The sequence below is a fragment of the Fodinicurvata sp. EGI_FJ10296 genome, from assembly GCF_040712075.1.
Lineage (GTDB): Bacteria > Pseudomonadota > Alphaproteobacteria > DSM-16000 > Inquilinaceae > JBFCVL01.
In genome coordinates, this window is the sequence record NZ_JBFCVL010000001.1 from 423,404 (window position 1) to 448,285 (window position 24,882).

At 62.4% G+C, this 24,882-nt stretch carries 22 protein-coding genes; 13 read left to right on the forward strand and 9 right to left on the reverse strand.

Annotated elements, in window-relative coordinates:
- The first annotated feature begins 179 nt into the window (after positions 1-179).
- The 6 genes from ribA to holA all read left to right on the forward strand — a co-directional run bounded on the left by ribA (position 180) and on the right by holA (position 7,921).
- Positions 180-1,466: a GTP cyclohydrolase II gene (gene ribA, locus ABZ728_RS01925; protein ID WP_366653932.1), complete on the forward strand. Its 1,287-nt coding sequence runs from the start codon at positions 180-182 to the stop codon at positions 1,464-1,466.
- A gap of 264 nt (positions 1,467-1,730) precedes the next feature.
- Positions 1,731-2,885 (forward strand): hypothetical protein, encoded by a 1,155-nt coding sequence (locus ABZ728_RS01930; protein ID WP_366653933.1) that lies wholly within the window; start codon positions 1,731-1,733, stop codon positions 2,883-2,885.
- Between the two features lie 103 nt (positions 2,886-2,988).
- Positions 2,989-3,468, forward strand: a complete 480-nt coding sequence (locus tag ABZ728_RS01935) for a DUF3576 domain-containing protein (RefSeq protein ID WP_366653934.1) — start codon at positions 2,989-2,991, stop codon at positions 3,466-3,468.
- 79 nt (positions 3,469-3,547) lie between these two features.
- Entirely contained in the window at positions 3,548-6,247 is a 2,700-nt protein-coding gene (gene leuS, locus ABZ728_RS01940) for a leucine--tRNA ligase (RefSeq protein WP_366653936.1), read from the forward strand.
- Positions 6,231-6,812, forward strand: a complete 582-nt coding sequence (gene lptE / locus ABZ728_RS01945) for an LPS assembly lipoprotein LptE (RefSeq protein WP_366653937.1) — start codon at positions 6,231-6,233, stop codon at positions 6,810-6,812. Before leuS ends, lptE begins: the two co-directional genes overlap by 17 nt.
- 32 nt (positions 6,813-6,844) lie before the next feature.
- Entirely contained in the window at positions 6,845-7,921 is a 1,077-nt protein-coding gene (gene holA, locus ABZ728_RS01950; RefSeq protein ID WP_366653939.1) for a DNA polymerase III subunit delta, read from the forward strand.
- A 56-nt stretch (positions 7,922-7,977) separates the two neighbouring features.
- On the opposite strand, the gene ABZ728_RS01955 is transcribed toward holA, so the two are convergent.
- From ABZ728_RS01955 to ABZ728_RS01980, 6 genes are all read right to left on the reverse strand, one after another.
- Complete coding sequence (locus tag ABZ728_RS01955; RefSeq protein WP_366653940.1) at positions 7,978-8,997, reverse strand: ParB/RepB/Spo0J family partition protein; 1,020 nt, start codon at positions 8,995-8,997, stop codon at positions 7,978-7,980.
- Positions 8,997-9,833: a ParA family protein gene (locus tag ABZ728_RS01960; RefSeq protein ID WP_366654342.1), complete on the reverse strand. Its 837-nt coding sequence runs from the start codon at positions 9,831-9,833 to the stop codon at positions 8,997-8,999. Before ABZ728_RS01960 ends, ABZ728_RS01955 begins: the two co-directional genes overlap by 1 nt.
- Positions 9,834-9,883: 50 nt before the next feature.
- Positions 9,884-10,636, reverse strand: coding sequence for a 16S rRNA (guanine(527)-N(7))-methyltransferase RsmG (gene rsmG / locus ABZ728_RS01965; protein WP_366653941.1), 753 nt, complete (start codon positions 10,634-10,636; stop codon positions 9,884-9,886).
- Entirely contained in the window at positions 10,633-12,642 is a 2,010-nt protein-coding gene (gene mnmG / locus ABZ728_RS01970; protein WP_366654343.1) for a tRNA uridine-5-carboxymethylaminomethyl(34) synthesis enzyme MnmG, read from the reverse strand. Before mnmG ends, rsmG begins: the two co-directional genes overlap by 4 nt.
- An 86-nt stretch (positions 12,643-12,728) precedes the next feature.
- Positions 12,729-14,087: a tRNA uridine-5-carboxymethylaminomethyl(34) synthesis GTPase MnmE gene (gene mnmE / locus ABZ728_RS01975; RefSeq protein WP_366653942.1), complete on the reverse strand. Its 1,359-nt coding sequence runs from the start codon at positions 14,085-14,087 to the stop codon at positions 12,729-12,731.
- Positions 14,088-14,103: 16 nt separating this feature from the next.
- Entirely contained in the window at positions 14,104-14,427 is a 324-nt protein-coding gene (locus tag ABZ728_RS01980) for a DUF6489 family protein (protein WP_366653943.1), read from the reverse strand.
- Positions 14,428-14,536: 109 nt separating this feature from the next.
- Here ABZ728_RS01980 and ABZ728_RS01985 point away from each other — a divergent pair, with 109 nt between their 5' ends.
- Positions 14,537-16,564, forward strand: coding sequence for a thioredoxin domain-containing protein (locus tag ABZ728_RS01985; RefSeq protein ID WP_366653944.1), 2,028 nt, complete (start codon positions 14,537-14,539; stop codon positions 16,562-16,564).
- Entirely contained in the window at positions 16,561-17,082 is a 522-nt protein-coding gene (locus ABZ728_RS01990) for a methylated-DNA--[protein]-cysteine S-methyltransferase (protein ID WP_366653945.1), read from the forward strand. Before ABZ728_RS01985 ends, ABZ728_RS01990 begins: the two co-directional genes overlap by 4 nt.
- 67 nt (positions 17,083-17,149) lie before the next feature.
- Here ABZ728_RS01990 and rho read toward each other — a convergent pair whose 3' ends face one another.
- Complete coding sequence (gene rho, locus ABZ728_RS01995; RefSeq protein ID WP_366653946.1) at positions 17,150-18,406, reverse strand: transcription termination factor Rho; 1,257 nt, start codon at positions 18,404-18,406, stop codon at positions 17,150-17,152.
- Between the two features lie 386 nt (positions 18,407-18,792).
- Here rho and ABZ728_RS02000 point away from each other — a divergent pair, with 386 nt between their 5' ends.
- Entirely contained in the window at positions 18,793-19,482 is a 690-nt protein-coding gene (locus tag ABZ728_RS02000) for a J domain-containing protein (protein WP_366653947.1), read from the forward strand.
- A gap of 44 nt (positions 19,483-19,526) precedes the next feature.
- On the opposite strand, the gene hemJ is transcribed toward ABZ728_RS02000, so the two are convergent.
- Both hemJ and hemE read right to left on the reverse strand, forming a co-directional pair.
- Positions 19,527-19,961 (reverse strand): protoporphyrinogen oxidase HemJ, encoded by a 435-nt coding sequence (gene hemJ, locus ABZ728_RS02005; protein ID WP_366653948.1) that lies wholly within the window; start codon positions 19,959-19,961, stop codon positions 19,527-19,529.
- Between the two features lie 48 nt (positions 19,962-20,009).
- Positions 20,010-21,122, reverse strand: a complete 1,113-nt coding sequence (gene hemE, locus ABZ728_RS02010; protein WP_366653949.1) for a uroporphyrinogen decarboxylase — start codon at positions 21,120-21,122, stop codon at positions 20,010-20,012.
- A 619-nt stretch (positions 21,123-21,741) separates the two neighbouring features.
- On the opposite strand from hemE, the gene ABZ728_RS02015 reads away from it, so the two are divergent.
- From ABZ728_RS02015 to coaE, 4 genes are read left to right on the forward strand one after another with little or no spacing between them, the layout of a single operon-like run.
- The gene (locus ABZ728_RS02015) at positions 21,742-22,635 is read left to right on the forward strand and encodes a pyruvate, water dikinase regulatory protein (protein WP_366653950.1); all 894 of its coding nucleotides are present in this window, start codon (positions 21,742-21,744) and stop codon (positions 22,633-22,635) included.
- 20 nt (positions 22,636-22,655) lie between these two features.
- Positions 22,656-23,255 (forward strand): Maf family protein, encoded by a 600-nt coding sequence (locus ABZ728_RS02020; protein WP_366653951.1) that lies wholly within the window; start codon positions 22,656-22,658, stop codon positions 23,253-23,255.
- Entirely contained in the window at positions 23,252-24,163 is a 912-nt protein-coding gene (locus ABZ728_RS02025) for a shikimate dehydrogenase (RefSeq protein ID WP_366654344.1), read from the forward strand. The genes ABZ728_RS02020 and ABZ728_RS02025 overlap by 4 nt, the downstream gene beginning before the upstream one ends.
- Positions 24,160-24,879 (forward strand): dephospho-CoA kinase, encoded by a 720-nt coding sequence (coaE, locus tag ABZ728_RS02030; RefSeq protein ID WP_366653953.1) that lies wholly within the window; start codon positions 24,160-24,162, stop codon positions 24,877-24,879. The genes ABZ728_RS02025 and coaE overlap by 4 nt, the downstream gene beginning before the upstream one ends.
- Positions 24,880-24,882 lie beyond the last annotated feature (3 nt).

The window sequence follows — 24,882 nt, forward strand, 5'->3', positions numbered from 1 at the left end:
CGGATCGCCTGTCGGTGCGATTGAAGGTACGCGGGCCAACGCCCATATCTGCCGCAACAGGACATCAGGTTGCTCGCGTGCCACGCTTGACAGGTGGCAAGGCGCGGGCGAAACCGCTACCGGCCCAGCAGCTGCACGGCCTGGGGCACGACCAGCCACACGACGGGATATCGCGGCGTATGAACAGATCAGACGGTTCCCCACCGTCCGCAAAGCAGGCTCCTCCGGCAACGCAGCCGGAGTCGCCTCGGGATCAGAACGCCGGGACTGTATCGCGGCCGATCGGCATGCTGAGCGATCGGCAAGCCTCATTGCGCGCGGTCGATCGCGCGATGGGGGACCTTCGCCGGGGAGATTTCGTCCTCGTGCGGCCGGATCGCGGACCTGCCCTGCTGGCCGTTGCATGCGAGAACGCTTCGGATGCGGTCCTGACACGCCTGGCGGAGCTGAGCGGCGGTCCGCTTTCGATTGCGATCACACTGCAGCGTGCCATTGCCCTCGGTCTGGCCGAAGCCCGAACAGCGGATCCGGTCGGTGGTGATGCCGCCGAGGTCGCGGCCGCAGGCGTCATGACATTGACTCCCGGCACCGATGCTCCGTCGGCCGGGTTGGTCCGGGCTCTCGCCGACCCGCTTGAGCGTGTCGCGCCCAGTGCGCTCGACGGACTGCAGCAACGGATCATTCGACCGGATCCGGTTACCACCTCTCAGGATGGTGCGCTGGCGACGGTCCGGCTGGCAAAACTGGCACGGCTGCTGCCGGCGGTCGTGGTCGCGCCGATCGATCGTCCCCTGGGGGTAGAGCGGCTTCTGTCAAAAACAGACTGCCTTTCCGTCACGGCCTTCGACATCGACCAGTACGAGGATTACGGCGCCCGCAGCCTCTACCCCGTGGCGCGCGCCCGGGTCCCGCTTGATCTTGCACATGCCACGGAAGTCGTCGCCTTTCGGCCGACCGACGGCGGACAAGAGCATCTGGCGATCGTGATCGGGTCGCCGGATACCAGCGCTCCCGTGCTGATTCGCCTTCACTCGGAATGTTTTACCGGCGATTTGCTGGGGTCGATGCGCTGCGACTGCGGCGAACAGCTGCGCGGCGCGATCGCCGAAATTGCGCGATCCGGCAGCGGGGTGCTGTTGTATCTCGCTCAGGAAGGGCGTGGCATCGGTCTCATCAACAAGCTCCGCGCCTATCGGCTTCAGGATGATGATTTCGACACCGTCGATGCCAACGAAATGCTCGGCTATGACGCCGACGAACGAATCTATCGCCCCGCAGTCAGGATGCTCGATCTGCTGGGGGTCGAATCGGTTCGCTTGCTGACGAACAACCCCGACAAGGTGGCTCAACTGCAGAGATTCGGCATCGACGTTGCCGAACGGGTGGCCCATGAATTCCCGGCCAACGGTCACAACGAATTCTATCTTCGCACCAAACGCGATCGCAGTGGCCACATTCTGCTTTGAACGGGCTCCGGTACTATCCTCCCACCCGGCAGTTTATGCCGGGAAGACGGCGCCCCTAGTGGGCGTCCGATGGGCAATCATTGCCCGCCTGCCCCCGCAGTACCCCCGAGTACGGCGCTTCCCGACGTAGACCGGTCGCATATTTCGGCGTTCCATCGTTCTCCGGTCGCACTGGCACATCTCTTGCTTTGATTCATGGTCGAGGGCCTGTTCGACCCGAATGTCAGTCGCTTCGGCCGGCTCGGAGTCACCGGAGATACAATCATGTCGATCGATGTCAGTCAGCATTGGGCCGCCGGGGGCACAACAACGGCGCGTCAGTTTTCGGACCGCGCCGGGGCCGAGCGACCCCGGTCGGACCGTCCGGGGTCCGAGACGCCGGCGGCGGCCACCCGGGCGGGCGGATCGCCCAACACCCCAGCGGCCAACGCCCCAGCGGCGGACACATCTTTCGGGTTTGGCGATTTCATGGACATCGTCAACCCACTCCACCATCTGCCCGTTGTCGGCACGATCTATCGCGATATCAGTGGCGACGAGATCAAACCGGTTTCGCGGGTTCTTGGCGCCGGCGTCTTCGGCGGCCCTCTGGGTTTGGCAGGCGGCGTCGCCTCGGCGATGATCGAGGAAACGACCGGCAACGACCCCATGGGGCACATTTACACCGCCGTAACCGGCAGGGGCGCGGACGCAGTGGCGGACCGGAACGACGCACGGGAACCCCGCCATTGGGCAGCGGCGTCCGGCACGGGTCCGTCGGCTGAAACACCCAGCCCGGCGATGGCCCGGGGAACGGAACAGGGATCAACCGGGCACGCCCGTGCGGGCACAACCGACGCTGGGCCGGAACATTGGGCCGGCACCCTTGCCCTGGGCAGCAATAACCCGGGTGCGGCAAACCCGGGATCGGGCGCAACGGAGCAGTTGGCAGGGGTCCGGGAGCCGACCGGACCGGAGACAGGTGCCCCAGGTAATGCCGGTACCGTCCGCGAAACAGTCACCTTTTTCCCCCTTGGACGCAGCGATACCGGGCCACGCACGGTTACGATCGACCGACCAGGCCGCCCATCACCGTCCCCGGGCGGCGCATCGCCCGATGACTCGGACGCTGCGGCGAGCCCGGCCGTCGCTGAAAGCACCGGTCATGGTAGCGATGGCCGCATTGACTACCGTACCGAAGCCGTCATGCGGGCAATGGCACTCGGTTTGAACCCTGCGGGTGCCGGCGCAGATGTCCCGACCACGCAGGATCCGACAGTTCAGGGACACAATCCGGGCGGTCCAATGCGGGATGAGGCCGATGAAGCGCCCGAGACACCGGCGTCGGCCGACCGGTGGGCCGGAGGGCCGGGCGGCGAGGACATCGCGGCGGCCATGGCGCGCGCCCTTGATCGCTACGAAGCGCAGTCAGGGACCTGAACTCTCGATCGTCCATTGGGTGGGGCCCCGTTTGTCGGCATTCTCAGCCGGTCGATGTGCTGTCGCTCTTGAACGCAACGGCAATTTCTGATTAATCGTCATCATGACCAGACACAGGCACCATTGCCGTCGCGTCCCGGCCGGGGTCGTTCTCGCTTTCGCCGGGCTCTTCGTCGCCGGATGCGGCATGTTCGATACCCCAGCGCCGGAAAGCGAGGGACCGGTCGTCATCTTCAGCGACCGCGAGGGGCCCGCCCCGTCCAATGTCGGCGTGAACGCGGACATATGGCGCGCCTCTCTCGATACGCTGTCCTTCATGCCGATCCGTTCCGCCGATCCATTCGGCGGCACGATCCTGACCGACTGGTACGCGCTGCCGGAGTCGCCGGGGGAACGGGTGCGGTTGAATGTCAGGATCCGCGACCGCGAATTGTCCGCTGCCTCTCTTGACGTAACGGCGTTTCGCCAGATTCAGAACGCGGCCGGTGAGTGGACGGATGTCGAGGCACGTCCCGGTTCCGCCACCGAGATCGAGGACGCGATTCTGGCCCGGGTCCGGGAACGGCGTTACGAACGGCTGTAAATGCCATTGCGTCCACTTTCCCGATCCGACGGCCCGCTGCTCGATTCCCGTCCAGCGTCGAATTTCCAACTGGTGAACAATGTCCCGATACAATTTCCGCGAGACCGAAGAAAAATGGCAGCACATCTGGGCCGACCGTAAGAGTTTCACGGTAACCGAAGACCCGGACAGGCCAAAATACTACGTCCTGGAAATGTTTCCCTATCCGTCGGGACGGCTCCATGTCGGTCATGTCCGCAATTACGCCATCGGCGACGTTGTGGCCCGCTTTTACCGGGCGCGCGGCTACAATGTACTGCATCCAATGGGGTGGGATGCCTTCGGTTTGCCGGCGGAGAATGCGGCCATTCAGAACGATGTTCATCCGGCCGACTGGACATACGAGAATATCAGAACGATGGGCGATCAACTCAAGCTGATCGGTCTGTCCTATGACTGGGACCGCGAGCTGGCCACCTGTTCGCCCGACTACTACCGGCACGAACAGAAGATGTTTCTCGATTTCCTCAAGGCAGGTCTGGCCTATCGCAAGGAAAGCTGGGTCAACTGGGACCCGGTAGACAACACTGTCCTGGCAAACGAGCAGGTGATCGAGGGGAAGGGCTGGCGTACTGGCGCGCCGGTCGAGCGGCGCAAGCTGACCCAGTGGTTCCTGAAAATCACACAATACGCCGACGAACTGCTCGACGGCCTCGACAGCCTGGACAAATGGCCAGATCGTGTCCGCCTGATGCAACGAAACTGGATCGGGCGCTCACAGGGCGCCACGGTGACTTTTCCTGTCGTTCCGGAAAGCGCAGGACACAACAGAGGCTCTGGCGATCTGCCGGCCGCGCTGGACGTTTACAGCACCCGGCCCGACACGATTTTCGCGGCCTCGTTCTGCGCCGTTTCGCCAGACCACCCGCTGGCCGAGGCGCTGGCTGACAGGGACCAGGCTCTGGCGGCGTTCGTCGCCGAATGCCGCCGTCAGGGAACGAGCGAAGAGGCGATCGAGAAGGCCGAAAAACAGGGATTTGATACCGGGCTCAAGGTGCGTCATCCGCTCGATCCCGCGCGCACGCTCCCCGTTTATGTCGCCAATTTCGTTCTGATGGAGTACGGCACCGGCGCGATCTTCGGATGCCCGGCCCATGATCAGCGCGATCTGGATTTCGCCCGGAAATATGGGCTTGCCGTTCGCCCGGCCCTGTGGCCAGCCGATACTCGGGCCTTATCGGCAGAAGAGGCCGAAGCGCTGGACGACAGGACGCGCGCTGCTTTCACTGCCAATCCCACCGGCCTGATCGGCAGCGAGAAAGTGTTCCATGTCGAGGCCACGGCCTTCGTCGATGCCGACGGGCCGGCCTATCGCTACGATCTGGGTGCGCTGCATGGCGACGCCCCGCTCGATGTCGCCGCTGCGAAACGCATTGTCATCGAAGCGCTGGAGGCACAAGGCAGCGGAACCGGATCCACGCGTTATCGCCTGCGGGATTGGGGCGTCTCGCGCCAGCGATACTGGGGCTGCCCGATCCCGGTCATGTATCGCGAGGACGGGACAATGGTCCCGGTGCCGGAAGATCAGCTTCCCGTGGAGTTGCCCCGGGATATCGATCTCAGCCAACCCGGCAATCCGCTCGAAAACCACCCGACCTGGAAATATACCACCTGTCCGGAGACGGGCCAGCCGGCGGTCCGCGAGACCGATACCTTCGATACTTTCTTCGAAAGCTCGTGGTATTTCGCCCGGTTCTGCAGCCCGGCCTCTGACCAGCCGCTGGATCGCGCGGCAGTCGATTACTGGATGCCGGTCGATCAATATATCGGTGGTATCGAGCATGCCGTTCTGCACCTGCTTTACTCGCGGTTCTTCACCCGTGCGCTGCGCGATTGCGGCTACCTGTCGGCGACGGAACCGTTTTCCGGCCTGATGACCCAGGGGATGGTCTGTCACGAGACCTACCGGGACCGTACCGGCGCCTGGCTGTACCCGGAAGAGGTCGAGACACGGGACGGACAGCTCGTAAAGATAACTGACGGCACACCGGTCGTCCGGGGACGTCTGGAGAAGATGTCCAAGTCGAAGAAGAATGTCGTCGGCCTGGAAGCGGTGGTCGAGACCTATGGCGCCGACACCGCGCGGCTGCTGCTGCTGTCCGACAGCCCGCCCGAACGCGATCTGGAGTGGACATCCGGCGGCATCGAGGGGGCGTGGCGCTATGTCAGCCGCCTGTGGCGGCTGGTTACCGAACCGCAGTGCCCACTGCCCAAGGCGGGAACGCCTGCGCCTCAGGCCATGTCAGACGGGGGCCGGGCCCTGCGCGGCTTTGTCCACCGCACGATTGCCGGCGTGACCGAGGACATCGAGGGCTTCCGGCTTAACCGTGCCGTCGCCCGCCTGCGGGAACTGACCAACGCCATCGCGGACCTGCCGGGAACCGGCGAGGGCGAGGCATGGGCCCTGCGAGAGGCCCTGGAGGCCACTGTTCTGATGCTGGGGCCGATCATGCCCCATCTCGCCGACGAACTGTGGACCCATCTGGATGGCTCCGCGTTGGTCATCGACACCCCCTGGCCGAAAGCCGATCCGGCCCTTACCGTCGAGGACACGGTCACAATGGGCATTCAGGTCAACGGAAAGCTCCGGGCGACCCTGGATCTGCCGCGCGATGTCGAGAAGGAGGCCGCGGAAAGCGCCGCGTTGGCCGAGTCCGCCGTCCGAAAAGCCATTGATGGGAAAACCATCCGAAAGGTCATCGTGGTGCCGAACAGGATCGTCAATGTCGTCGCGTCGTAGCACGGCGGAACGGGCGCCAGCTCAGGCGTCGGTCAGCCGCCGGCAGCTGTTGCAGGCCGGAATGGCGCTGGCCGGGCTTTCGGCTCTGGCCGGCTGCGGATTCAGGCCGGTTTACGGAACACTCGGCGGTGCGGGCGCCGAAGAAGAGCTCGCAGCCATTGATGTCTCGGTGATCGCCGAGCGCGAAGGCCAGCAATTGCGGACCTATCTCATCCGCATGCTCAATCCACGCGGCCGCCCTGTCGATCCCGGATACCGCCTCAATGTCACATTGACCGAATCGCAAGCGAATCTGGCGGTTCAGGACGGGCGCAGCGGAACGCGTAGAAACCTCACGATGGCGGCTCAGTATACGCTGTCCTCTCTCGACGGCGGCGAGGGGACAAGCGGCAGTCTGCGCACGATCACCAGCTACAACCGCCAGAACGACGAGTTTGCAACGCTGAGCGCGGAACGGGACGCGCGCGAACGGGCTCTGGTTCAGACCGCTGAAGATATTCGCATCGCCCTGGCGACGCATTTCAGCGCCGTTCAGGCCAATCGCGCGGCAGAGCCGACGCCTTAACGGCTCCCCATGCGCCAGAAAGCGAGCGCGCCTTGGCTAAGATCCAACCGAACAAGGCCGACGCCTACCTGTCCCGACTGCCGCAAGAGACCGTTGTCGTCGTCCTCTATGGCCCTGATGCCGGACTCGTCTCGGACCGCGGATCTGCTGCCATCAAAGCTTTTCTAGGCAGCGGCCCGGACAAGGTGGACACAGGCCTCGCAATCGTCAACCTGCGTGCGGGAGATCTGAAGGGCGATCCTGCCCGCCTGGTCGACGAGGCCCGCAGTCCATCGCTGCTGGGTGGCAAACGTGTCGTTCGACTGACCGAGGCCCCCGAAGCCGTCGCGGCGGCCCTGGCCGATCTTGCGACATCGGCGCCGGGCGAGGTTCTGGTGGTGATCGAAGCCGGTGACCTGAAGCCATCCTCCGCGCTGCGGAAAGCAGCAGAGGCCAGCGGCAGCAGCGTAGCTGCCATCGGCTGTTATCCGCTCGACAACGCGGCTATGGGTGGCTTCATCACCGAAACCGCTCGGGCGAATGGTCTGATGCTCGACACCGAGGCGCATCAGGTGCTGTTGGATGCCATCGGATCCGACAGGGCCGTCGCCCGCCGGCAAATCGAGAAAATCGCGCTGTATCTGGACGAGCCCGTGAGCGAAGCCGGCTCGACGGCGGAGAGCCGCCACGCTACAGCGGACGATGTTCGTCAATGTGTCGGCGATTCCGCTGAACGGTCGCTGGACGATCTGGCATTGGCCGTTGCTGACGGCGCGATTGCCATCGTCGGGCGAACCTTCCACGCAAGTCTGGAACAGGGCGCCACGACTGTCGGGATCCTGCGGGCCGCACAGCGCCATTTGCTCAAACTGGTTCCGGCCGTCGATGCTCGGGAATCCGGGATGCCGGCTGCAAAGGCAGTCGCGGAAATCAAGCCGCCCGTTTTCTGGAAGCACAGGGACAGGGTAATCAGCCAGGTTGGCCGCTGGGGCTCAGCCTCGCTCCGGTCGGCCCTGGACCGCCTGCTGGAAGCAGAAATCCAGTGCAAATCAACCGGGATACCTGACGTCTCGCTGGCCGAACGGACATTGTTCCAGATTGCTCGATTGTCCGGCCGTCCGGGACGATAAACCGGCCCTGACGTGCAACCCCCACGGCCCCGCTTGTCAGCCGGGCACGAGGACGATCAACCGCCGCCCCTAATCCGACGGATAACATCGTCGAGCTGGTCGAACGAGGAATAGTGGATCGTCAGCCGGCCCGATTCTCCGGACTTGTCGCCATCAATTGACACCCTGAGTCCGAGGGCCGAGGTCAAATCATGTTCCAGGGCCAGGGTATCGGCGTCTTTGGATCTTTGGCCATTGTTCCGCAAAGCGGCCCCGGACAATGCCGCGGCGTCCGGGCTTGAAGCGCCGACATCGTCGCCAGGAACACCCGTTTGCGCGTCATCGCCACCGCTTTCACCCACAGGCGCCAGGGCTTCCTTGACCAGGGCTTCCGTCTGACGGACCGTCAGGCCTTCATCGATCACGACCCTCGCCGCTGCAACTTGGTCGGGGTGCGACAGCAGCGCACGGGCATGACCGGCCGACAGCGCCCGCTCCTTCAACAAGGTGAGCACGTCATCGGGCAGATCGAGCAAGCGCAGCGTATTGGCGATATGACTGCGGCTCTTGCCGAGCATTCGGCCAAGTCCGTCCTGGGTATAGCCGAATTGGTCGATCAGGCAGCGATAGCCCGCGCCTTCCTCGACGGCATCAAGATCCTGGCGCTGGACATTCTCCAGCAACGCAATCTGGGCAATATCCGCATCGGTCAGCGACCGGACAATGACCGGTATATCGTGCAGTTGGGCCAGTTGTGCCGCGCGCCAGCGGCGTTCGCCCGCAACAATCTGATAGCGGCCGGCTTCGTCGGGGTCTTCGCGCACGATCACAGGCGACAGAACGCCTTGCTGGCGGATGGAGTCGGCCAGGCCGTTCAGTTCGTCCTCATCGAAGCGGGTGCGCGGCTGGTAGGGGTTGGGCACCAGACTTTCGATTGGCAAGGTCGCGCCGCCCCGCCGCTGGGTGACCGGGCTATCCCCGGTGCCGTCGGCGTTGTCGTCGGACACGGCTACCGGCGCAAGGTCGTCGTCGTCGGCAAAAAGGGCATCGAGACCGCGGCCGAGACTCGGCCGCCGTCTGGAGGGAGGAGTAGACATTACGCAGGCACCCGGCTGTCGCGTTTCAGAAGTTCCCCGGCAAGGTGGATATAGGCTTTTGAGCCGGCACAGTTGACGTCATAGAGGAGCACCGGCTTGCCGTGGCTCGGCGCCTCTGACACCCGGACATTGCGCGGTATGACCGTTGTGAAGACGCGGGCGCCGAAATGCTCCCGGACATCCTGTGCGACTAAATCCGACAGATTGTTGCGGCGGTCGAACATGGTCAGAACCATGCCCTGCATTTCCAGCGACGGGTTGTAGGCCTTCTTGACCCGGTCTATCGTCCGCATCAAATGGCTAAGCCCTTCCAACGCATAAAACTCGCACTGCAACGGTACCAGAACCGCATCGGCCGCGACCAAGGCGTTCAACGTCAGCAAGCCCAGGGCAGGGGGGCAGTCAATCAGGACGTAATCGACATCAGGCGGTGCTTTTCGGATCGCGCTGCGCAGATAATACTCTCGCCGCGGCGCCGTCACGAGTTCCACCTCCGCACCGCTCAGATCGACAGCCGACGGCGTCAGCCATAATCCCGGGACCGTAGAGGGCAATGTGACGTCCTGGACGGTCGCTTCGCCATGGATCAGCTGGTAGGACCCCTTGCCACGATTAGCCCGAGGAATACCCAAGCCTGTCGACGCATTGCCCTGCGGGTCCAGATCAATGATGAGAACCTGCTTGCCAGCGGCGGCCAGCGCTGTGCCCAGATTGATCGCCGTGGTCGTCTTGCCGACACCGCCCTTCTGATTGGCGATTGCGAGGATGCGCGCAGTCCGGCCGCCGCGTTCATCGGCGTCCTTTTCGGCGACGACTGCACCATCGATGTTCGGCATGTCCCGGCTGGGAAGGTCCTGGATAAATTTGGCCGACACGTTGCTTTCCTTTACCGCTTGCGGGTTTCGACCGACTCCGGCGTTGGCGCTGCTGGCCGCTTGTCCTGCGTATCAGCATCATCGAACGCCGCGGGCAGGCCGGTCATCAGGATGATTGCAGCGGAAGCATCGGTCACGCTGGAAACCGTCCGGACATCCGGTGTCCAGCCCTTGCGTGTCCAGGACTCTTTCGCTTCCGCGACTTCCCGCAGACCATTCCGCCCCTTGGGAAACGCCATTACCGTCCCTTTATGCGTGAACGGCTGACTCATGTCCACCAATACCGAAAGCGCTGCAAGGGCTCGGGCCGTGATGACATCGGCGGGAAACGGCTCCATGGCCTCGATACGTTGGGTGTGAATGCTGACGTTCACGGCCATGGCCTGCGCCGCCTCGCGAAGGAAAGCCGATTTCCGACTGTCGGCTTCTACAAGATGCACCTCGGCCACGCCCATCGCGGCGAGGACCAGCCCGGGAAAGCCGGCACCGGCGCCAAGATCGACCAGCACGCGACATTCTGCCGGCAACAGTGGATAGAGTTGGGCCGAATCGAGCATATGTCGCTGCCAGAGAATGGGCTGGGTCGTCGCGCCGATCAGGTTTAACCGGCGCTGCCACTCGATGAGCAGGTCGGCGTAGACTTTCAGTCGATCGAGCGTTTCACGTGAAACACCCGTCCATGCCTGGAACTCTGCAGGCCCGATATCGAGGGGGGCGGTTCCGGCAGCCGCCGTCGATCCGCCGGTTGCTTTCTCGTTGGTCATGCGCTCAGCCGTGATTTGGGACAGGAATTGGGGGAGGCGGCATCAGGGACTTCAGCTTCGGTGCCTTCAGACCCGGCTGCCCGAACCCTTCTGACATGCTGCAGCAAAAGAATGAGTGCAGCCGGCGTCACCCCCGGAATTCGTCCTGCAGCGCCGAGCGTCGCCGGCCGCGTTTTTTCCAGCTTCTCTCGAACTTCATTGGAAAGGCCCCCGATGTGCGCATAGTCCAGCGATGCCGGAAGCTGCAGCGTTTCATCACGCTGAAAGGCACGAATATCCGCACTCTGCCGCTGAAGGTATCCGGCATACCGACCGTCGATCTCGATCTGCTCTGCCACATCCGCCGGCAAGGCACCGAGTCCCGGCCAGATTGCGGCCAGTCGGTCGATCGTAATTTCTTCGTAACGCAGCAAATCATACGCAGACCGACGAACACCGTCATGATTCACCGCCAGCCCATGGCGCCGAGCCTCCTGAGGCGTGAGCGAAAGCGTTTCCACGCGTGAGCGAGCATCGGTCAGCATTGTCATCTTCGTATCGTAGCGTTCGCGCCGCGCGGCTCCGACACATCCGATCGCCGCGCCCAGGCCGGTAAGCCGCTGGTCGGCATTATCCGCGCGGAGAATCAATCTGTACTCGGCGCGAGAGGTGAACATCCGGTACGGTTCCGGCGCCCCGTACCGGATCAGGTCATCGACAAGAACGCCGATATATCCCTGGCTTCGGTCAATGCTGAACGTCGGACCTTCTTCGGCGCCGGTGCCGCCTGCGGCGCCCGATCGAAGTGCAGCATTGAGGCCGGCGATCAGTCCCTGCGCACCGGCTTCCTCGTATCCTGTCGTCCCGTTGATCTGTCCAGCCAGGAAAAGGCCGGGAAGGTGGCGCAGCGCCAAAGCCGGTGTCAGCGATCGCGGATCGACATAGTCATATTCGATCGCATATCCATGCTGCAGGATCCGCGCTCGCTCCAACCCCGGAATGGTCGCAATCAGAGCGTCCTGGACATCCTTGGGCAGGGAGGTCGAAATACCGTTGGGATAGACGGTGTGATCGTCCAGCCCCTCCGGCTCCAGAAATATCTGGTGACGTTCCTTGTCCGCGAAGCGCACGACCTTGTCTTCGATACTCGGACAATAGCGAGGCCCAGTGCTGTCGATAGCGCCGCCATAGATCGGCGAGCGGTGAAGGTTCGCCTGGATGAGCGCGTGTGTCTCGCGGGTTGTATGGGTGATATGACACGGGACTTGTCGGGTCGTGATTCGATCGGTCATATACGAGAAGGGCGTCGGCGGGTCATCGCCCGGCTGCACTTCCAGACGATCCCAGTCGATTGTTCGACCATCGAGTCTTGCAGGCGTGCCCGTCTTCAATCGGCCAAGAGGCACGCCCGCCTGCGATAAACGGGCTGACAAACCAACCGAAGGGGCCTCACCGACACGTCCCGCCGGAATTTTTTCTTCGCCAATATGAATCAGACCATTCAGGAACGTGCCGGTTGTCAGGACGACGGCCTCGGACAGCAACCGGCGTCCGTCCCGCAGCAGCACCCCTTTGACCGTCCCATTCGCCTCGGCCGACGATTCGACGATAAGATCGGCCACTTCACCGGCGATCAGTGACAGTCCGTCCTGTTCGCCCAGCAGAGCCCGGACCGCTTGCTTGTACAGCTCCCGATCCGCCTGTGCCCGAGGCCCGCGCACCGCAGGACCCTTACGCTGGTTCAACATCCTGAACTGGATACCGGCGCGGTCGATCGCCTTGCCCATGATGCCGTCCAGGGCGTCGATTTCCCGGACCAGATGTCCCTTACCGAGCCCGCCGATCGCCGGATTGCACGACATCGCCCCGATCGTGTCGAGACGGTGGGTTATCAGTGCCGTCCGCGCGCCCAATCGTGCCGCAGCGGCGGCCGCCTCGGTGCCTGCGTGCCCGCCGCCAACCACGAGGACATCATAGCGTTCGGCTTCGCCGTCCTGCGCTCTGCCGGCATCGGATCGGGAAGACATGCACGTCAATGCATGCGAAGGTCCGGTCATGGTGGTCATCCTGGTAAAGCTTCTGTCGGTCATCGTTTCACGTGAAACGATGACCCCTATTTTCCAATGCAGAAATCGCGGAACACGATGTCGAGGATATCCTCGACATCGACGCGACCGGTAACGCGCCCCAGCGCACGAACCGCCAGACGCACATCCTCTGCTGCCAGTTCTGGTAACGGGGCCGCCATGGCCCGGTCAAGGGCATCGGCACACTCGGCCAACGCATCGCGGTGTCTGGCCCGTGTCAGCGGCGGGCCGCCGTCACCGCTCAGGCGGTCGCGAACCATCGACACCAACATCTCCACCAAATCCGAAATGCCCGCTCCGCTGACAGCGGACACGCCGATTGCGGGGCCTTCAATCGCCGACAGTGTGACGGGTCCCACCAGCCGATCGATCTTGTTGACCGCTACCACAGTGTCTCTTGAACACAGTTCCGCCAGATCGTCGGGGAGGCCGCCAGCGGCGTCGAGATCGGCGGCATCGACCACCAGGACCCGCAGATCGGCGCTATCGGCGCGCAAGCGTGCCCGGCGGACCCCTTCCAATTCGACTTCGTCACCGATCTCTCGCATTCCTGCGGTATCGGCAACGACAACGGCGTATCCGCCAAGATCCAGATGGACCTCGACCACGTCCCGGGTCGTCCCGGCGACCGCCGAGACAATCGCCGCATCCCGTTGCGCCAGCAGATTGACGAGACTGGACTTCCCGGCGTTCGGGCGCCCCAGGACGGCAATCTCCAGCCCCGACCGAACGCGTTCTCCGCGCCTTGCATCCGCAAGATGGGCACGGATACTCGATCCGATTCCGGCCAGAGTTGGTGCGATCGTATCGGTGATCCCTTCGGGCAAATCCTCGTCCGGGAAATCCAGATCGGCCTCGGCATAGGCCAACGCACGCGACAGAGTTTGCCGCCAACCGTCGTAGAGCCGACCCAGCGCACCGTCCATCTGCCGCAGGGCCTGACGGTGCTGGGCCGCGGTTTCCGCGTCGATCAGATCGGCCAGACCCTCGACCTCCGTCAGATCGAGCTTACCATTGTCGAACGCCCGCCGCGTGAATTCACCGGGCTCGGCCGGGCGCAATCCCGGCATCCGGCTTAATACAGACAACAGCCGATCGACCACGGCCCGTCCTCCATGGCAATGGATCTCGACCATATCCTCGCCGGAAAAACTCCGTGGCCCCGCAAACCCCAGCACCAGAGCCTGGTCGATGACGTCACCGAATCCGGGGCCGAATTCAGGATCCTTCAATTGTCGAAGTCTGGCCCGCCGATCGGCCGGTACCGGATCGCCCGGGGTCAGCGCTGCCAGGGCGCCACGTGCCTCAGGACCCGAAATGCGGATGACCGCCACACCGGATCTTCCCGGCACCGTGGAGAGGGCGAAAATTGTGTCTCGTGACATCAGCTGTGTTCGGTCCCTATCGTCGGCCCGACTTCTTGCCGCCGGCCGTCGTTCCGTCGCTTTCAGGCTTCTCGTCATCGCTGGTTTGCCGTGACCCGCTGCCGGAACGCGCGCTCTGGTTCATGGCATCCCATACGGCCCGATTCATCTGTTCCAGACCCTGAAGGGACATCGGCATCCAGGTCTTCATCAGCGTCTCGGGATCCATGGCGGTCATGGAAGCGGGGATCTGCTGGCGCATCTGTTCGATCATCGCATCCTGCAATGGCTTGATTTCGGGCAGCCCGAGAAAAGTGCGGGCTTCCTCGGGTGTGCATTCTATGTCGATGCGGATATTCATTGACTGCTCCCGTCAAAGGAATCACCTAAAGTTCACGCGACAGGATAAAGGAAATCGTCCGCGATTTCGCCACCATCCCGAATCCGAAGCACCAGCCATTGGGGTACCGATGACGCAGAATCGTCTGGCGGACAGCGCAAGCCCGTATTTGCTCCAGCATGCCGACAATCCGGTACACTGGTATCCGTGGGGCAGTGAGGCGCTGGCAACGGCGAAAGCGGAGAACAAGCCGATCCTGCTGTCGATCGGCTATGCCGCCTGTCACTGGTGCCACGTCATGGCCCATGAGAGCTTCGAGGATCCCGCCATTGCAGAGGTCATGAACCAGCTTTTCGTCAACATCAAGGTCGATCGGGAAGAGCGGCCGGACATCGATCAGATCTACATGAACGCCCTCGTCATGACCGGTCAGCCCGGCGGATGGCCGCTGACCATGTTCCTGACGCCGGACGGCCACCCGTTCTGGGGCGGAACCTATTTCCCGTCCGTGCCAAAATTCGGCCGTCCCGGATTTGCCGAAGTCCTGAAACTGGTGTCGCAGGTGTACCACCAGGACCCGGACAAGGTTGCCGGCAACGTGGACGCGCTGCGTACGGCTCTAGCGCGGCTCAGCGAGAGCGAGTCCGTCGAGGCCGTCGATCCGGCCATCATCGACCAGGCAGCCGAACAATTGGCCGCGGAAATGGACCCGGTCCATGGCGGCATAAAGGGCGCACCGAAGTTCCCGCAGGTCAGTGTGCTCACGCTGATCTGGCACGCCGCCCGGCGGACAGGTTCACCGGCGCTTGCCGCCACCGTCGAACTGGCGGTGCGGCGAATGTGCCAGGGCGGCATTTACGACCATCTGGGCGGCGGCTTCTCCCGATATTCCGTCGATGACCAGTGGCTCGTGCCACATTTCGAGAAGATGCTCTACGACAACGCCCAGCTTCTCGACCTTCTGCTGATGCAATGGCTGGCGACCGACGATCCGCTGTTCTCGCACCGTATCCACGAAACCGTCGCGTGGCTCGACCGCGAGATGACTCTGTCCAACGGTGCGTTCGCCGCCAGCCTGGACGCGGACAGCGAAGGGGAGGAGGGGCGGTTCTACATCTGGACGCAGAAGCAGATCCGCGAGGCCCTGGATGACGCGGTCGAGCCCGAGACCATGGCCTTGCTGGAGAAAACTTATGACATCACGCCGGAGGGGAATTGGGAGGGTGTGACCATCCTTAATCGCCGCCACGCCGACGGTCTGCCCGAACCTTCGGTCGAGCAGGCACTTACCCAGCCGATGACACTGATGTTCCAGGCCCGATCGAAGCGCGTCCGACCCGCTTTGGATGACAAGGTTCTGGCCGACTGGAACGGACTGACCATCGCGGCGCTGGCGCGTTGCGGCGCCACCATGAACCAGCCGGACTGGACCGCCAGGGCCGCCAGAGCATTTAATGCGGTTGTCGACGCACTTGGCGACGGCGATCGGCTTTTCCACGCCTGGCGTGATGGCCGGCGTCATCAAATCGGAATGCTGACCGACTATGCGGCGATGATCCAGGCTGCGCTGGCTCTGTTCATGGCGACAGGGCAGTCGAAGTACCTTCAGCTCGCTGTCGGTTGGGCCGACACGACCGAAGAGCGGTTCGCCGATCGCGATGCCGGCGGCTATTTTCTGACGGCCGACGATGCCGAAGCCCTGATCGTGCGAACGAAGAGTATTCACGACAATGCGGAGCCGTCCGGCAATGGCAGCCTTCTCATTGGCCTGGCCCGCTTGTACCACTTGACCGGCGAGCAACGCTTTGCCGACCGGGCCGAAGGCATCATCCGGGCCTTCGGTGGTGCGCTTCAACGAAATATTTTCCCGCTTGCCAGCTACCTCGCCGGGATCGATCACCTTTACAATGCTGAAACCGTGATCATCGTTGGAGAGAATGGAGATCCGGCGACGGAAGCTCTTGGAGAGGCCGCACGCAACGTCGCGGATCCAAGACGCATGGTGGTAACCGTCTCCGACACCTCCAATCTGCCGGAATCCCACCCGGCAGCGGGAAAGACACGGGTTCAGGGCCAAGCAACGGCGTATCGATGTCAGGGAATGATGTGCTATCCACCAGTGACGAATCCCGCGGACCTGAAACCTGACGGCCCATGATCGTGGAAGTCAGCATGGAATTGATGTGCCCATCTCCAATCGGGATCCTGCGTATTAACGCAGCTAGGGAGGGCGAAGCGTGGGTGCTTTCCGGCATAACGATCGGCGAAACTGACGGTTCAGCCGATGCGGACAATAATCCCGGGGACAAACAGCTGATGTCGCCGGATCGTCTGCCGCCGGTCCTGGCAGATGTTCAGGCACAGTTGAAGGCCTACTTCGATGGTCAGCTTCGCCGATTCGCCATACCACTCGCGAACCCCCGAACGGTATTCCAGGCGCGGCTGCGTGCCGCCATGCTAAATATCCCGTATGGCGAAACCGCCAGTTATGCCGGGCTCGCCCGTGAGATATCCAGCAGCCCACGGGCCGTTGGTACGGGCTGCGGCCGCAATCGGATTCCGATCATCGTGCCATGTCACCGGGTTGTCGCCACAACAGGCCTTGGCGGCTACAGCGGCGGGGAGGGACTGAGGACAAAAAAAGACCTCCTCGCCCACGAGCGAAGAGGCCTCTGATCGATAAACCGTCGAGCCGATTGCCGGCGCGCCGTTTCACGTGAAACGGCGCCGGCCAACATAGACGCTACTGGTTCATACTCTCGAAGAAGTCGGCGTTGTTCTTGGTATGTCGGAGCTTGTCGAGAAGGAACTCCATCGCATCGTTCGGCCCCATTGGCTGAAGGATGCGGCGCAGGACCCACATCTTCGACAGTTCGCCTTTGGATACCAACAGCTCTTCCTTTCGCGTTCCCGACCGCGTTATATCGATCGCCGGGAATATCCTCCGGTCGGCGATCTTCCGATCGAGGATGAGTTCGGAGTTGCCGGTGCCCTTGAACTCTTCGAAAATCACTTCATCCATGCGGCTGCCGGTCTCGACAAGCGCCGTCGCAATGATCGACAGACTGCCGCCTTCCTCGATATTGCGAGCAGCACCGAAGAACCGTTTCGGCCGCTGAAGTGCGTTCGCATCGACGCCGCCCGTGAGAACCTTGCCGGACGACGGGACGACCGTGTTATAGGCACGAGCGAGCCGGGTGATCGAATCAAGAAGAATCACGACATCCTTCTTGTGTTCGACCAGCCGCTTCGCCTTTTCGATGACCATCTCGGCGACCTGGACATGGCGCGCCGCTGGCTCGTCGAAGGTCGAAGAAATCACCTCACCCTTCACCGACCGGTCCATATCCGTCACTTCCTCGGGCCGCTCATCGATCAGAAGTACGATGAGATACGCTTCGGGATGATTGGCCGCGATGGAATTCGCCACCGTCTGCAGCATCATCGTCTTGCCGGTCCGGGGTGGCGCGACGATCAGGGCCCGCTGTCCCTTGCCGATCGGTGCCACCAACTCCATGATCCTCGCGGTCAGATCCTTGGATGTCGGATTTTCGACCTCCATCCGAAGTCGGGTTTCCGGATACAGGGGCGTAAGATTATCGAAGTTGATCCGATGCCGGACCCGGTCCGGATCCTCGAAGTTGATCTGGTTGACCTTGACCAGCGCGAAATACCGTTCGCCATCCTTGGGCGACCGGATCTGCCCTTCGACGGTATCGCCGGTTCGCAGAGCGAAACGCCGTACCTGATTGGGCGAAACATAGATATCGTCGGGACCCGGAAGATAGTTGGCTTCCGGCGACCGTAGAAATCCAAAGCCGTCCGGGAGGACTTCCAGAACGCCCGAGCCGAAGATCGCAATATCGTTCTCGGCCAACTGTTTCAGGATCGCAAACATCATGTCCTGCTTGCGCAGGTTGCTCGCGTTCTCGATCTCCAACTCTTCGGCATATGCCAGAAGATCCGCCGGAGATTTATCCTTGAGGTCTTGTAGATGCATTGATGAGCCCGTAACGGGAGTGACGGCAATCGCACGACGACTGTGTGCGGACGTCAGGTGAAGTGGAAGATGCCTGAAAAGACAGCCGAAGGCGGAGGAGGGAACGTCCCGTAAGGACGATTACAGACCCGGACCGATATCGGAGGTGGAGATGAACGAGAGTCAGTCCGTATCGTCGGACTTCGACTCCCGCCTTTCAGATGGGTAACCGAACCTGCGTTGCAAGTCAAATGATCACCATGACCTCCTGAAACTTTTTCGATCCTGGCAGAGATTTTTTCCCTATCAGGCGACAGGAATGGGCAAGAAAGGCATCTCTGTCGTTCCGGGGCCGATACTGTATCATCCCGCCGAAACGTCCAAAGACAGTGAATCAGAAGGACCGCATGAAATCCTACATCGTTACCTGCAGCGCCGGTTTCCGCGACGCCGTCCTAGCTTTGGCGGTGCGCAAGGCCGTCACTGCAAGTGATCTCGTAACTGCGGTCCTCGTTCTGCATGAACATCTCGATCCGGATTCGGTTCCCGATCCCGGAGACGCCGGACCCGATGACCGCGATGTCATCCTGCTCAAATCGGGGCCGCGCGCCGGACGGGTTCTCCGCCGCAAGCCGCGGCTTCAACTTCGGCTCAAGGACGGATTATCAGACGTCTACATTCGCCGAGCTCTCGCATTGCTGCTGGCGCTGGATGCCGGTGAACGGGCGTTGTCAGAATCCGACAGCACCGGATCGGCGGATAACGACGATACAACCGATCCCGTCCGGGATCGTGCACGGGGCCGTAGCGAAATTGACGATGCACGTGAGCATGCCGAGGAAATGCGCGCGCTTGTATCGTTGATGACCTTCGATCCGCTACCCGACGGCGTCAGAACCGTCTCCGATGCCCGGTATGTTCTGGGTCTGCCGCCGGGCATGCGGCTCAACCGGAGGATCGTTAAAGCCCGTTTCCGGATGCTGAGCCAGATTTATCATCCCGACAAGGAAACCGGCGATACCTTGCGGATGACTCAGCTGATCGATGCCTCACGACTCATGGAAGGCGATCTTCGCCGCCGCGAAGCGGCCGAATGAGGATGCGGCCGGGAATTAGCAACAGCGATAATCAGGGAAACCGGTCAGAACGGCTTCACGATCACCGATATGACGATGATAATCAGCAGGACGGTCGGAACTTCGTTGGCAATCCGATAGAACCGGGCCGGCCGGGCATTTCGGTCGCCCTCGAAATCCTTGCGCCACCGAGCAAAGAATACATGCATCACCGTCAACGCGACGACGGCAGCCAGCTTCAGGTGCAGCCAGCCTTGCTCCAGCCATCCCGGCTGCAACGCCAACAACCAAAGACCGAATAGCCAGGTCGCGATCATCGCCGGATTGATAATACCGCGAAGCAATCGGCGTTCCATGATCTTGAACGTCTCGGAAAGTTCCGACCCCTGCTTGGCATCGGCATGATAAACGTAGAGCCGCGGCAGATAGAACATGCCGGCCATCCACGCAATGAGCGATAGCACATGCAGGACTAACACCCAGGAATAGTAATCTGTCATGGATCCGCTTTCGGTATGGCAATGTCCGACAGGTCTCCGGTCGACCTTCTAGCGTGATGGCCATTCCCGGATCAATGCACTTAAGGCTTCAACCGCATCGGGCGACGCGGCCGGGGTGATTCCGTGCCCGAGATTGAAGATGTAACCGCCATGGCCGAGTTGCGCCAGCCGTCGTCTCGCGGCTTGCAGCATCGGGTCTCCGCCTACGGTCAGAAGCACGGGGTCGAGGTTTCCCTGAATGATCGTGCTTCGCTGCAGCGCTGATGCTGTGTCGAGATCGACACCGGTATCCAGCGATACGGCCGACACACCAGTACGTTCGACATAGTTGGCCAGTTGCGCACCAATCTGTCTTGGAAAGCCGATGACCGGGATGTCGGCACGATGGGCGTGAAGGCGCTGGACCAGCCTTCTTGTCGGCTCGATGACCCATTGTTCCAGACCTTCTTCAGATAGCGCGCCGGCCCAGGTATCGAAAAGCTGAATGACATGGGCGCCAGCATCAATCTGGCGGCACAAGTAGCGCGCGGTTGCGTCGACAAGAAGATCCATGAGGGCGTTCATGGCCTCAGGATCTCGATATGACCATGCCTTGATCGTTGCGAAATCCTTCGAACTGCCGCCTTCGACCATGTAGGTCGCGACTGTCCAGGGCGCACCCGCGAAACCGATCAAGGCCGTTTCCACGGGCAGATTGCCGGCAACACGATCGATGGTCTCGAATACCGGCGCCAGGTGTGTCTCGATCCGATCGCCCGAAAGCAAGGCCAGGTCTGCCGCCGATCTTACCGGTGCAAGTTTGGGTCCTTCACCTGTCACGAAGGTAACATCCTGGCCCAATGCGTGGGGGATGACCAGGATGTCGGAAAAGAGAATTGCCGCATCCATCCCGTAGCGCCGCAACGGCTGGAGCGTGACTTCGCAGGCTTTTTGCGGATCGTAACAAAGATCCAGAAAGCTGCCGGCTTGCTCACGGACCTTTCGGTATTCAGGCAGGTAACGGCCGGCTTGACGCATGAACCAGAACGGGGGCCGGTCGACTGCTTTGCCGTCCAGCACTCTCAGCAGCCTTTTCGACGCTCTCGCGGTCTCTGCCGCCGATTGCTCGTCGAAACCTGCTCGGGTCGCGCCTGAATGTGGCTCGTCCATGGTGTTGCCCATCGTTCCACTCATCGTCGTTACTGGGTCGGTGCCGGGTCTTCTCGGGGATGGTCCCCGTCGGAGGTGTTGCAGACGCGCTCCGGACCATCGAGCCGCTCGAAAATGGCCCCGGCAGATCGGCCTGCGGGCTTATCCCATATAAGGCCGGGAACTGCATCTTAAAGTTAGGTTTTTAATTAGGTGGTGGTAGTGGTGGTGGATGGCTGTGGATAACATGAATTCCCGCCGCGACTGAAATTGTCCACAAGGTTGCCCACAGGCAAGAGGGCCGATTTCAATGCCATGGGGACGAATTTGGCGACTCGTGAAATTTTGCCGCGCGAATCGGCGCCGGAGTTACCCACACTCTGGGGATAAAGCTGTGAATAATCCGAATGGCCGCCGACTTCCCCCGACGGGCCCCGAAAATTCGCCCTCATGGGGACTGCTTGCTGCGCAACCGCTGTAGACGGTTGCCGGAAATGGGGATGGAAAAACACCTGGAACATGGCGCACCGGCTATCCATCAGTTATCAACAGACTTTGCAGGACCGGCGAGCCCGTTCTGCCGACGAATCGCAGATGACCGCCGGCAACCGGCAGGCCAAGGCGCGACGACCAAAGGGAGCAGGATCGTATTATGATGGCGCCCATCGAAGAGACAGAAGACGGCCGGATTTTCCATGTTCATCTGGTCTCCGACGCGACCGGAGAGACGATTCAGAGCGTGGCGCGCGCGTGTCTGGCCCAGTTCGACCGAGTCCACCCGGTCGAGCATTTCTGGAACATGGTCCGGACTGGCCGGCAACTCGACCTGATCCTGGAAGATGTCCGTGCGAACCCCGGTCTTGTGATCTATACGCTGGTCGATGATCGTCTCTGCCATCGCCTTCATGACGAATGCGCGCAGTTGAACTTGCCCTGTATCTCCGTACTCGACCCGGTTATGGAGGGTCTGGCGGTCTTTCTGGGCATGCGCGGCGACCGGCGGCCGGGGCGTCAGCACACACTGAACGACGCCTACTTCGATCGAATGGCCGCAATGGAATTCGCCCTTGCCCACGACGACGGCCAGTTGACCGGCGACCTGCACGATGCCGATGTCATCCTCGTCGGTGTCTCGCGAACGTCGAAGACACCGACCTGCATGTATCTGGCAAACCGTGGGGTCAAAGCGGCAAATGTGCCCTTCGTCCCGGGCGTCCCGCTAACACCCCATCTGGCCGAGGTGCATCGTCCGTTGATCGTCGGACTGACCAAGGATCCAGACAGTCTGGTCCAGATTCGCAAAAGCCGCCTGCTTGCGCTGAACCAGGGCACGCCCAACAGCTATATCGATCCGGAGACGGTGCGCGAAGAAGTCATAGAGGCCCGGCGGACATTCAGCCGTCAGGGCTGGCCGGTGATCGATGTCAGCCGTCGCGCTATCGAGGAAACCGCAGCTGAAATCATGATCCTGCTGTCCCGGCGGGCGCAGGCCGGCGGGAGCGAAAACCAGGCGGCTCAGTTCGCCGCCACGGGCAAAGCGCAATGACCAAGACGAGGGTATGAGGTATGAGTCCTGTTGTTCTGGCCTCCGGCAGCGCCACCCGTGCCCGGCTGCTGCGCGGCGCCGGTGTCGATTTCATCGTCGATGCCGCCGCGGTCGACGAGGGTGAAATCAAGGCCGCCATGCGGGCGGAAGGCGCTTCGGTCGGCGATACGGCGGAGGCGCTGGCCGAAGTCAAGGCGACCCGGGTTTCGCAACGGCATCCGGGAAGGCTGGTCGTCGGCGCGGATCAGATGCTGGACGCCGGCAACGGCGTATGGATGGACAAGCCGCCCGACATCGATCATGCCCGCGCCCAATTGCAGTCGCTGCGGGGGCGGACCCACACGCTGATCGCCAGCGTCGTCGCTGTGCGCGACGGCGCGCGGCTCTGGCATGAAACCGATCGCGTCACCCTGACGGTAAGGCCATTTTCGGACACTTTCCTTGACGCCTATATCGCGCGGATCGGCGACGACATTCTCTCCACCGTCGGCGGATACCAGCTGGAGGGGGAGGGCGCGCAGCTGTTCAGCAGGGTCGAGGGCGATTATTTTACGGTACTGGGGCTGCCGCTGTTGCCCCTGCTGTCGTTCCTGCGGGCTCAACGCATTCTGGAGGACTGATGACTGAGGTCACACGATTGGCCGGGGTTATCGGGTGGCCTATCGGTCATTCGCGCTCGCCGCGATTGCATGGCTACTGGCTGGCCCGCTATGGCATCGACGGTGCCTATCTGCCCATGGCCGTTGCGCCGGACCGGCTGTCGGCGGCTTTGGCGGGGCTCCCGGCGCTGGGCTTTCGAGGGTGCAACGTCACCGTGCCCCACAAGGAAGCCGCGGTACGCTATCTCGACACCGCCACCGAGACGGTCGCGCGGCTCGGCGCCGTGAATACGGTGACGGTGATGCCAGACGGTCGGCTGCACGGCGACAACACCGACGGTCATGGTTTCATGGAAAATCTCCGTCAGAAATTGCCGGAATGGACCCCCGACGACCGCGGGGACAGGCCGGCTGTCATTCTGGGCGCCGGGGGCGCGGCTCGCGCTGTCGGGGTCGCGCTGGCGCAGGCCGGTATGGGGACTATCGTGATCGTCAACCGGACACGGGCGAAGGCCGAAGCAGTGGCGGCGCTGATTGCCGACGCCGCGCCGGGTTCGGCCAGCACGACCGTTCACGACTTCGAGTCGGTTGCGCGCCCTGAAGGACCGTTGAGCCGGGCAGGCATCCTGATAAACACGACGGTTCTTGGCATGGAGGGCCAGCCGCCGCTGCACCTACCCCTCGACACACTGGCATCGGATACCGTTGTTTGCGATATCGTCTACGCGCCGCTGATGACGGATCTGCTGAGCCAGGCGGGTGCCCGGGGCAATCCGATCGTGACCGGTATCGGTATGCTTTTGCACCAGGCCGTACCGGGATTCGAGGCATGGTTTGGTGTGAAGCCGACGGTCGATGACGCACTGGAGGCCTTTGTCCTTGGCCAAGATCGCGGGGGCCAAGATCGCGGGAAGGACGGCCCGCGTTGATCGTACTGGGACTGACCGGATCGATCGGCATGGGCAAGACCACGGCCGCTACGATGCTGCGTCGGATGGGTGTGCCGGTCCATGACAGCGATGCCGCTGTCCACCGGGCCATGGCCCCCGGGGGCGGCGCTGTCGGGCCCATTGATGCGGCGTTCGGAGACGTTGTCCGGGATGGTGCGATCGACCGGCGGCGGCTGGGCGCAATCGTGTTCGAAGACGCGGCGGCACTGAAGCGGCTGGAAGCCATTCTGCATCCACTGGTGGCAGAGGAGTCCAATCGGTTTCTGGCCATTCAGGCGCGACATGGCCGAGCCGTGACGGCGCTCGATATTCCGTTGCTGCTCGAGACGGGACAACAGGATCGCGTCGATAGCGTGGTGGTCGTATCTGCCCCGGCTTTCATCCAGCGGATACGGGTCTTGGCGCGGCCGGGAATGACCTGCTCGCGGCTGGAAAAGGTCCTGGCCCGGCAGATGCCCGACCCGGAGAAGCGGCGTCTGGCGGATCGTGTGGTGCCAACCGGGCTTGGCCGCATCGAGACGTGGCGACATTTGGCCGCAATCGTGAGGGCAGCCAGAGCGGACGCGGCTGAAGGCGGCATGGCCGGCCGCCGGCCGGCATGGCCGCCGCGGGCGTGGCCGCGATCGTCGACGGCGCCGTGTTCGATCTGGCTTAGATCATCGCGCTGCAGTCATCCCATTCCACACGATCAGTGAAAG

Bases quoted from the DNA above. Each gene is read 5' to 3' on its own strand.
- ribA (WP_366653932.1), top strand. From the start codon at position 180: ATGAACAGATCAGACGGTTCCCCACCGTCCGCAAAGCAGGCTCCTCCG.
- ABZ728_RS01930 (WP_366653933.1), top strand. From the start codon at position 1,731: ATGTCGATCGATGTCAGTCAGCATTGGGCCGCCGGGGGCACAACAACG.
- ABZ728_RS01935 (WP_366653934.1), top strand. From the start codon at position 2,989: ATGACCAGACACAGGCACCATTGCCGTCGCGTCCCGGCCGGGGTCGTT.
- leuS (WP_366653936.1), top strand. From the start codon at position 3,548: ATGTCCCGATACAATTTCCGCGAGACCGAAGAAAAATGGCAGCACATC.
- lptE (WP_366653937.1), top strand. From the start codon at position 6,231: ATGTCGTCGCGTCGTAGCACGGCGGAACGGGCGCCAGCTCAGGCGTCG.
- ABZ728_RS01955 (WP_366653940.1), bottom strand. From the start codon at position 8,997: ATGTCTACTCCTCCCTCCAGACGGCGGCCGAGTCTCGGCCGCGGTCTC.
- ABZ728_RS01960 (WP_366654342.1), bottom strand. From the start codon at position 9,833: ATGCCGAACATCGATGGTGCAGTCGTCGCCGAAAAGGACGCCGATGAA.
- rsmG (WP_366653941.1), bottom strand. From the start codon at position 10,636: ATGACCAACGAGAAAGCAACCGGCGGATCGACGGCGGCTGCCGGAACC.
- mnmG (WP_366654343.1), bottom strand. From the start codon at position 12,642: ATGTCTTCCCGATCCGATGCCGGCAGAGCGCAGGACGGCGAAGCCGAA.
- mnmE (WP_366653942.1), bottom strand. From the start codon at position 14,087: ATGTCACGAGACACAATTTTCGCCCTCTCCACGGTGCCGGGAAGATCC.
- ABZ728_RS01980 (WP_366653943.1), bottom strand. From the start codon at position 14,427: ATGAATATCCGCATCGACATAGAATGCACACCCGAGGAAGCCCGCACT.
- ABZ728_RS01985 (WP_366653944.1), top strand. From the start codon at position 14,537: ATGACGCAGAATCGTCTGGCGGACAGCGCAAGCCCGTATTTGCTCCAG.
- ABZ728_RS01990 (WP_366653945.1), top strand. From the start codon at position 16,561: ATGATCGTGGAAGTCAGCATGGAATTGATGTGCCCATCTCCAATCGGG.
- rho (WP_366653946.1), bottom strand. From the start codon at position 18,406: ATGCATCTACAAGACCTCAAGGATAAATCTCCGGCGGATCTTCTGGCA.
- ABZ728_RS02000 (WP_366653947.1), top strand. From the start codon at position 18,793: ATGAAATCCTACATCGTTACCTGCAGCGCCGGTTTCCGCGACGCCGTC.
- hemJ (WP_366653948.1), bottom strand. From the start codon at position 19,961: ATGACAGATTACTATTCCTGGGTGTTAGTCCTGCATGTGCTATCGCTC.
- hemE (WP_366653949.1), bottom strand. From the start codon at position 21,122: ATGGGCAACACCATGGACGAGCCACATTCAGGCGCGACCCGAGCAGGT.
- ABZ728_RS02015 (WP_366653950.1), top strand. From the start codon at position 21,742: ATGATGGCGCCCATCGAAGAGACAGAAGACGGCCGGATTTTCCATGTT.
- ABZ728_RS02020 (WP_366653951.1), top strand. From the start codon at position 22,656: ATGAGTCCTGTTGTTCTGGCCTCCGGCAGCGCCACCCGTGCCCGGCTG.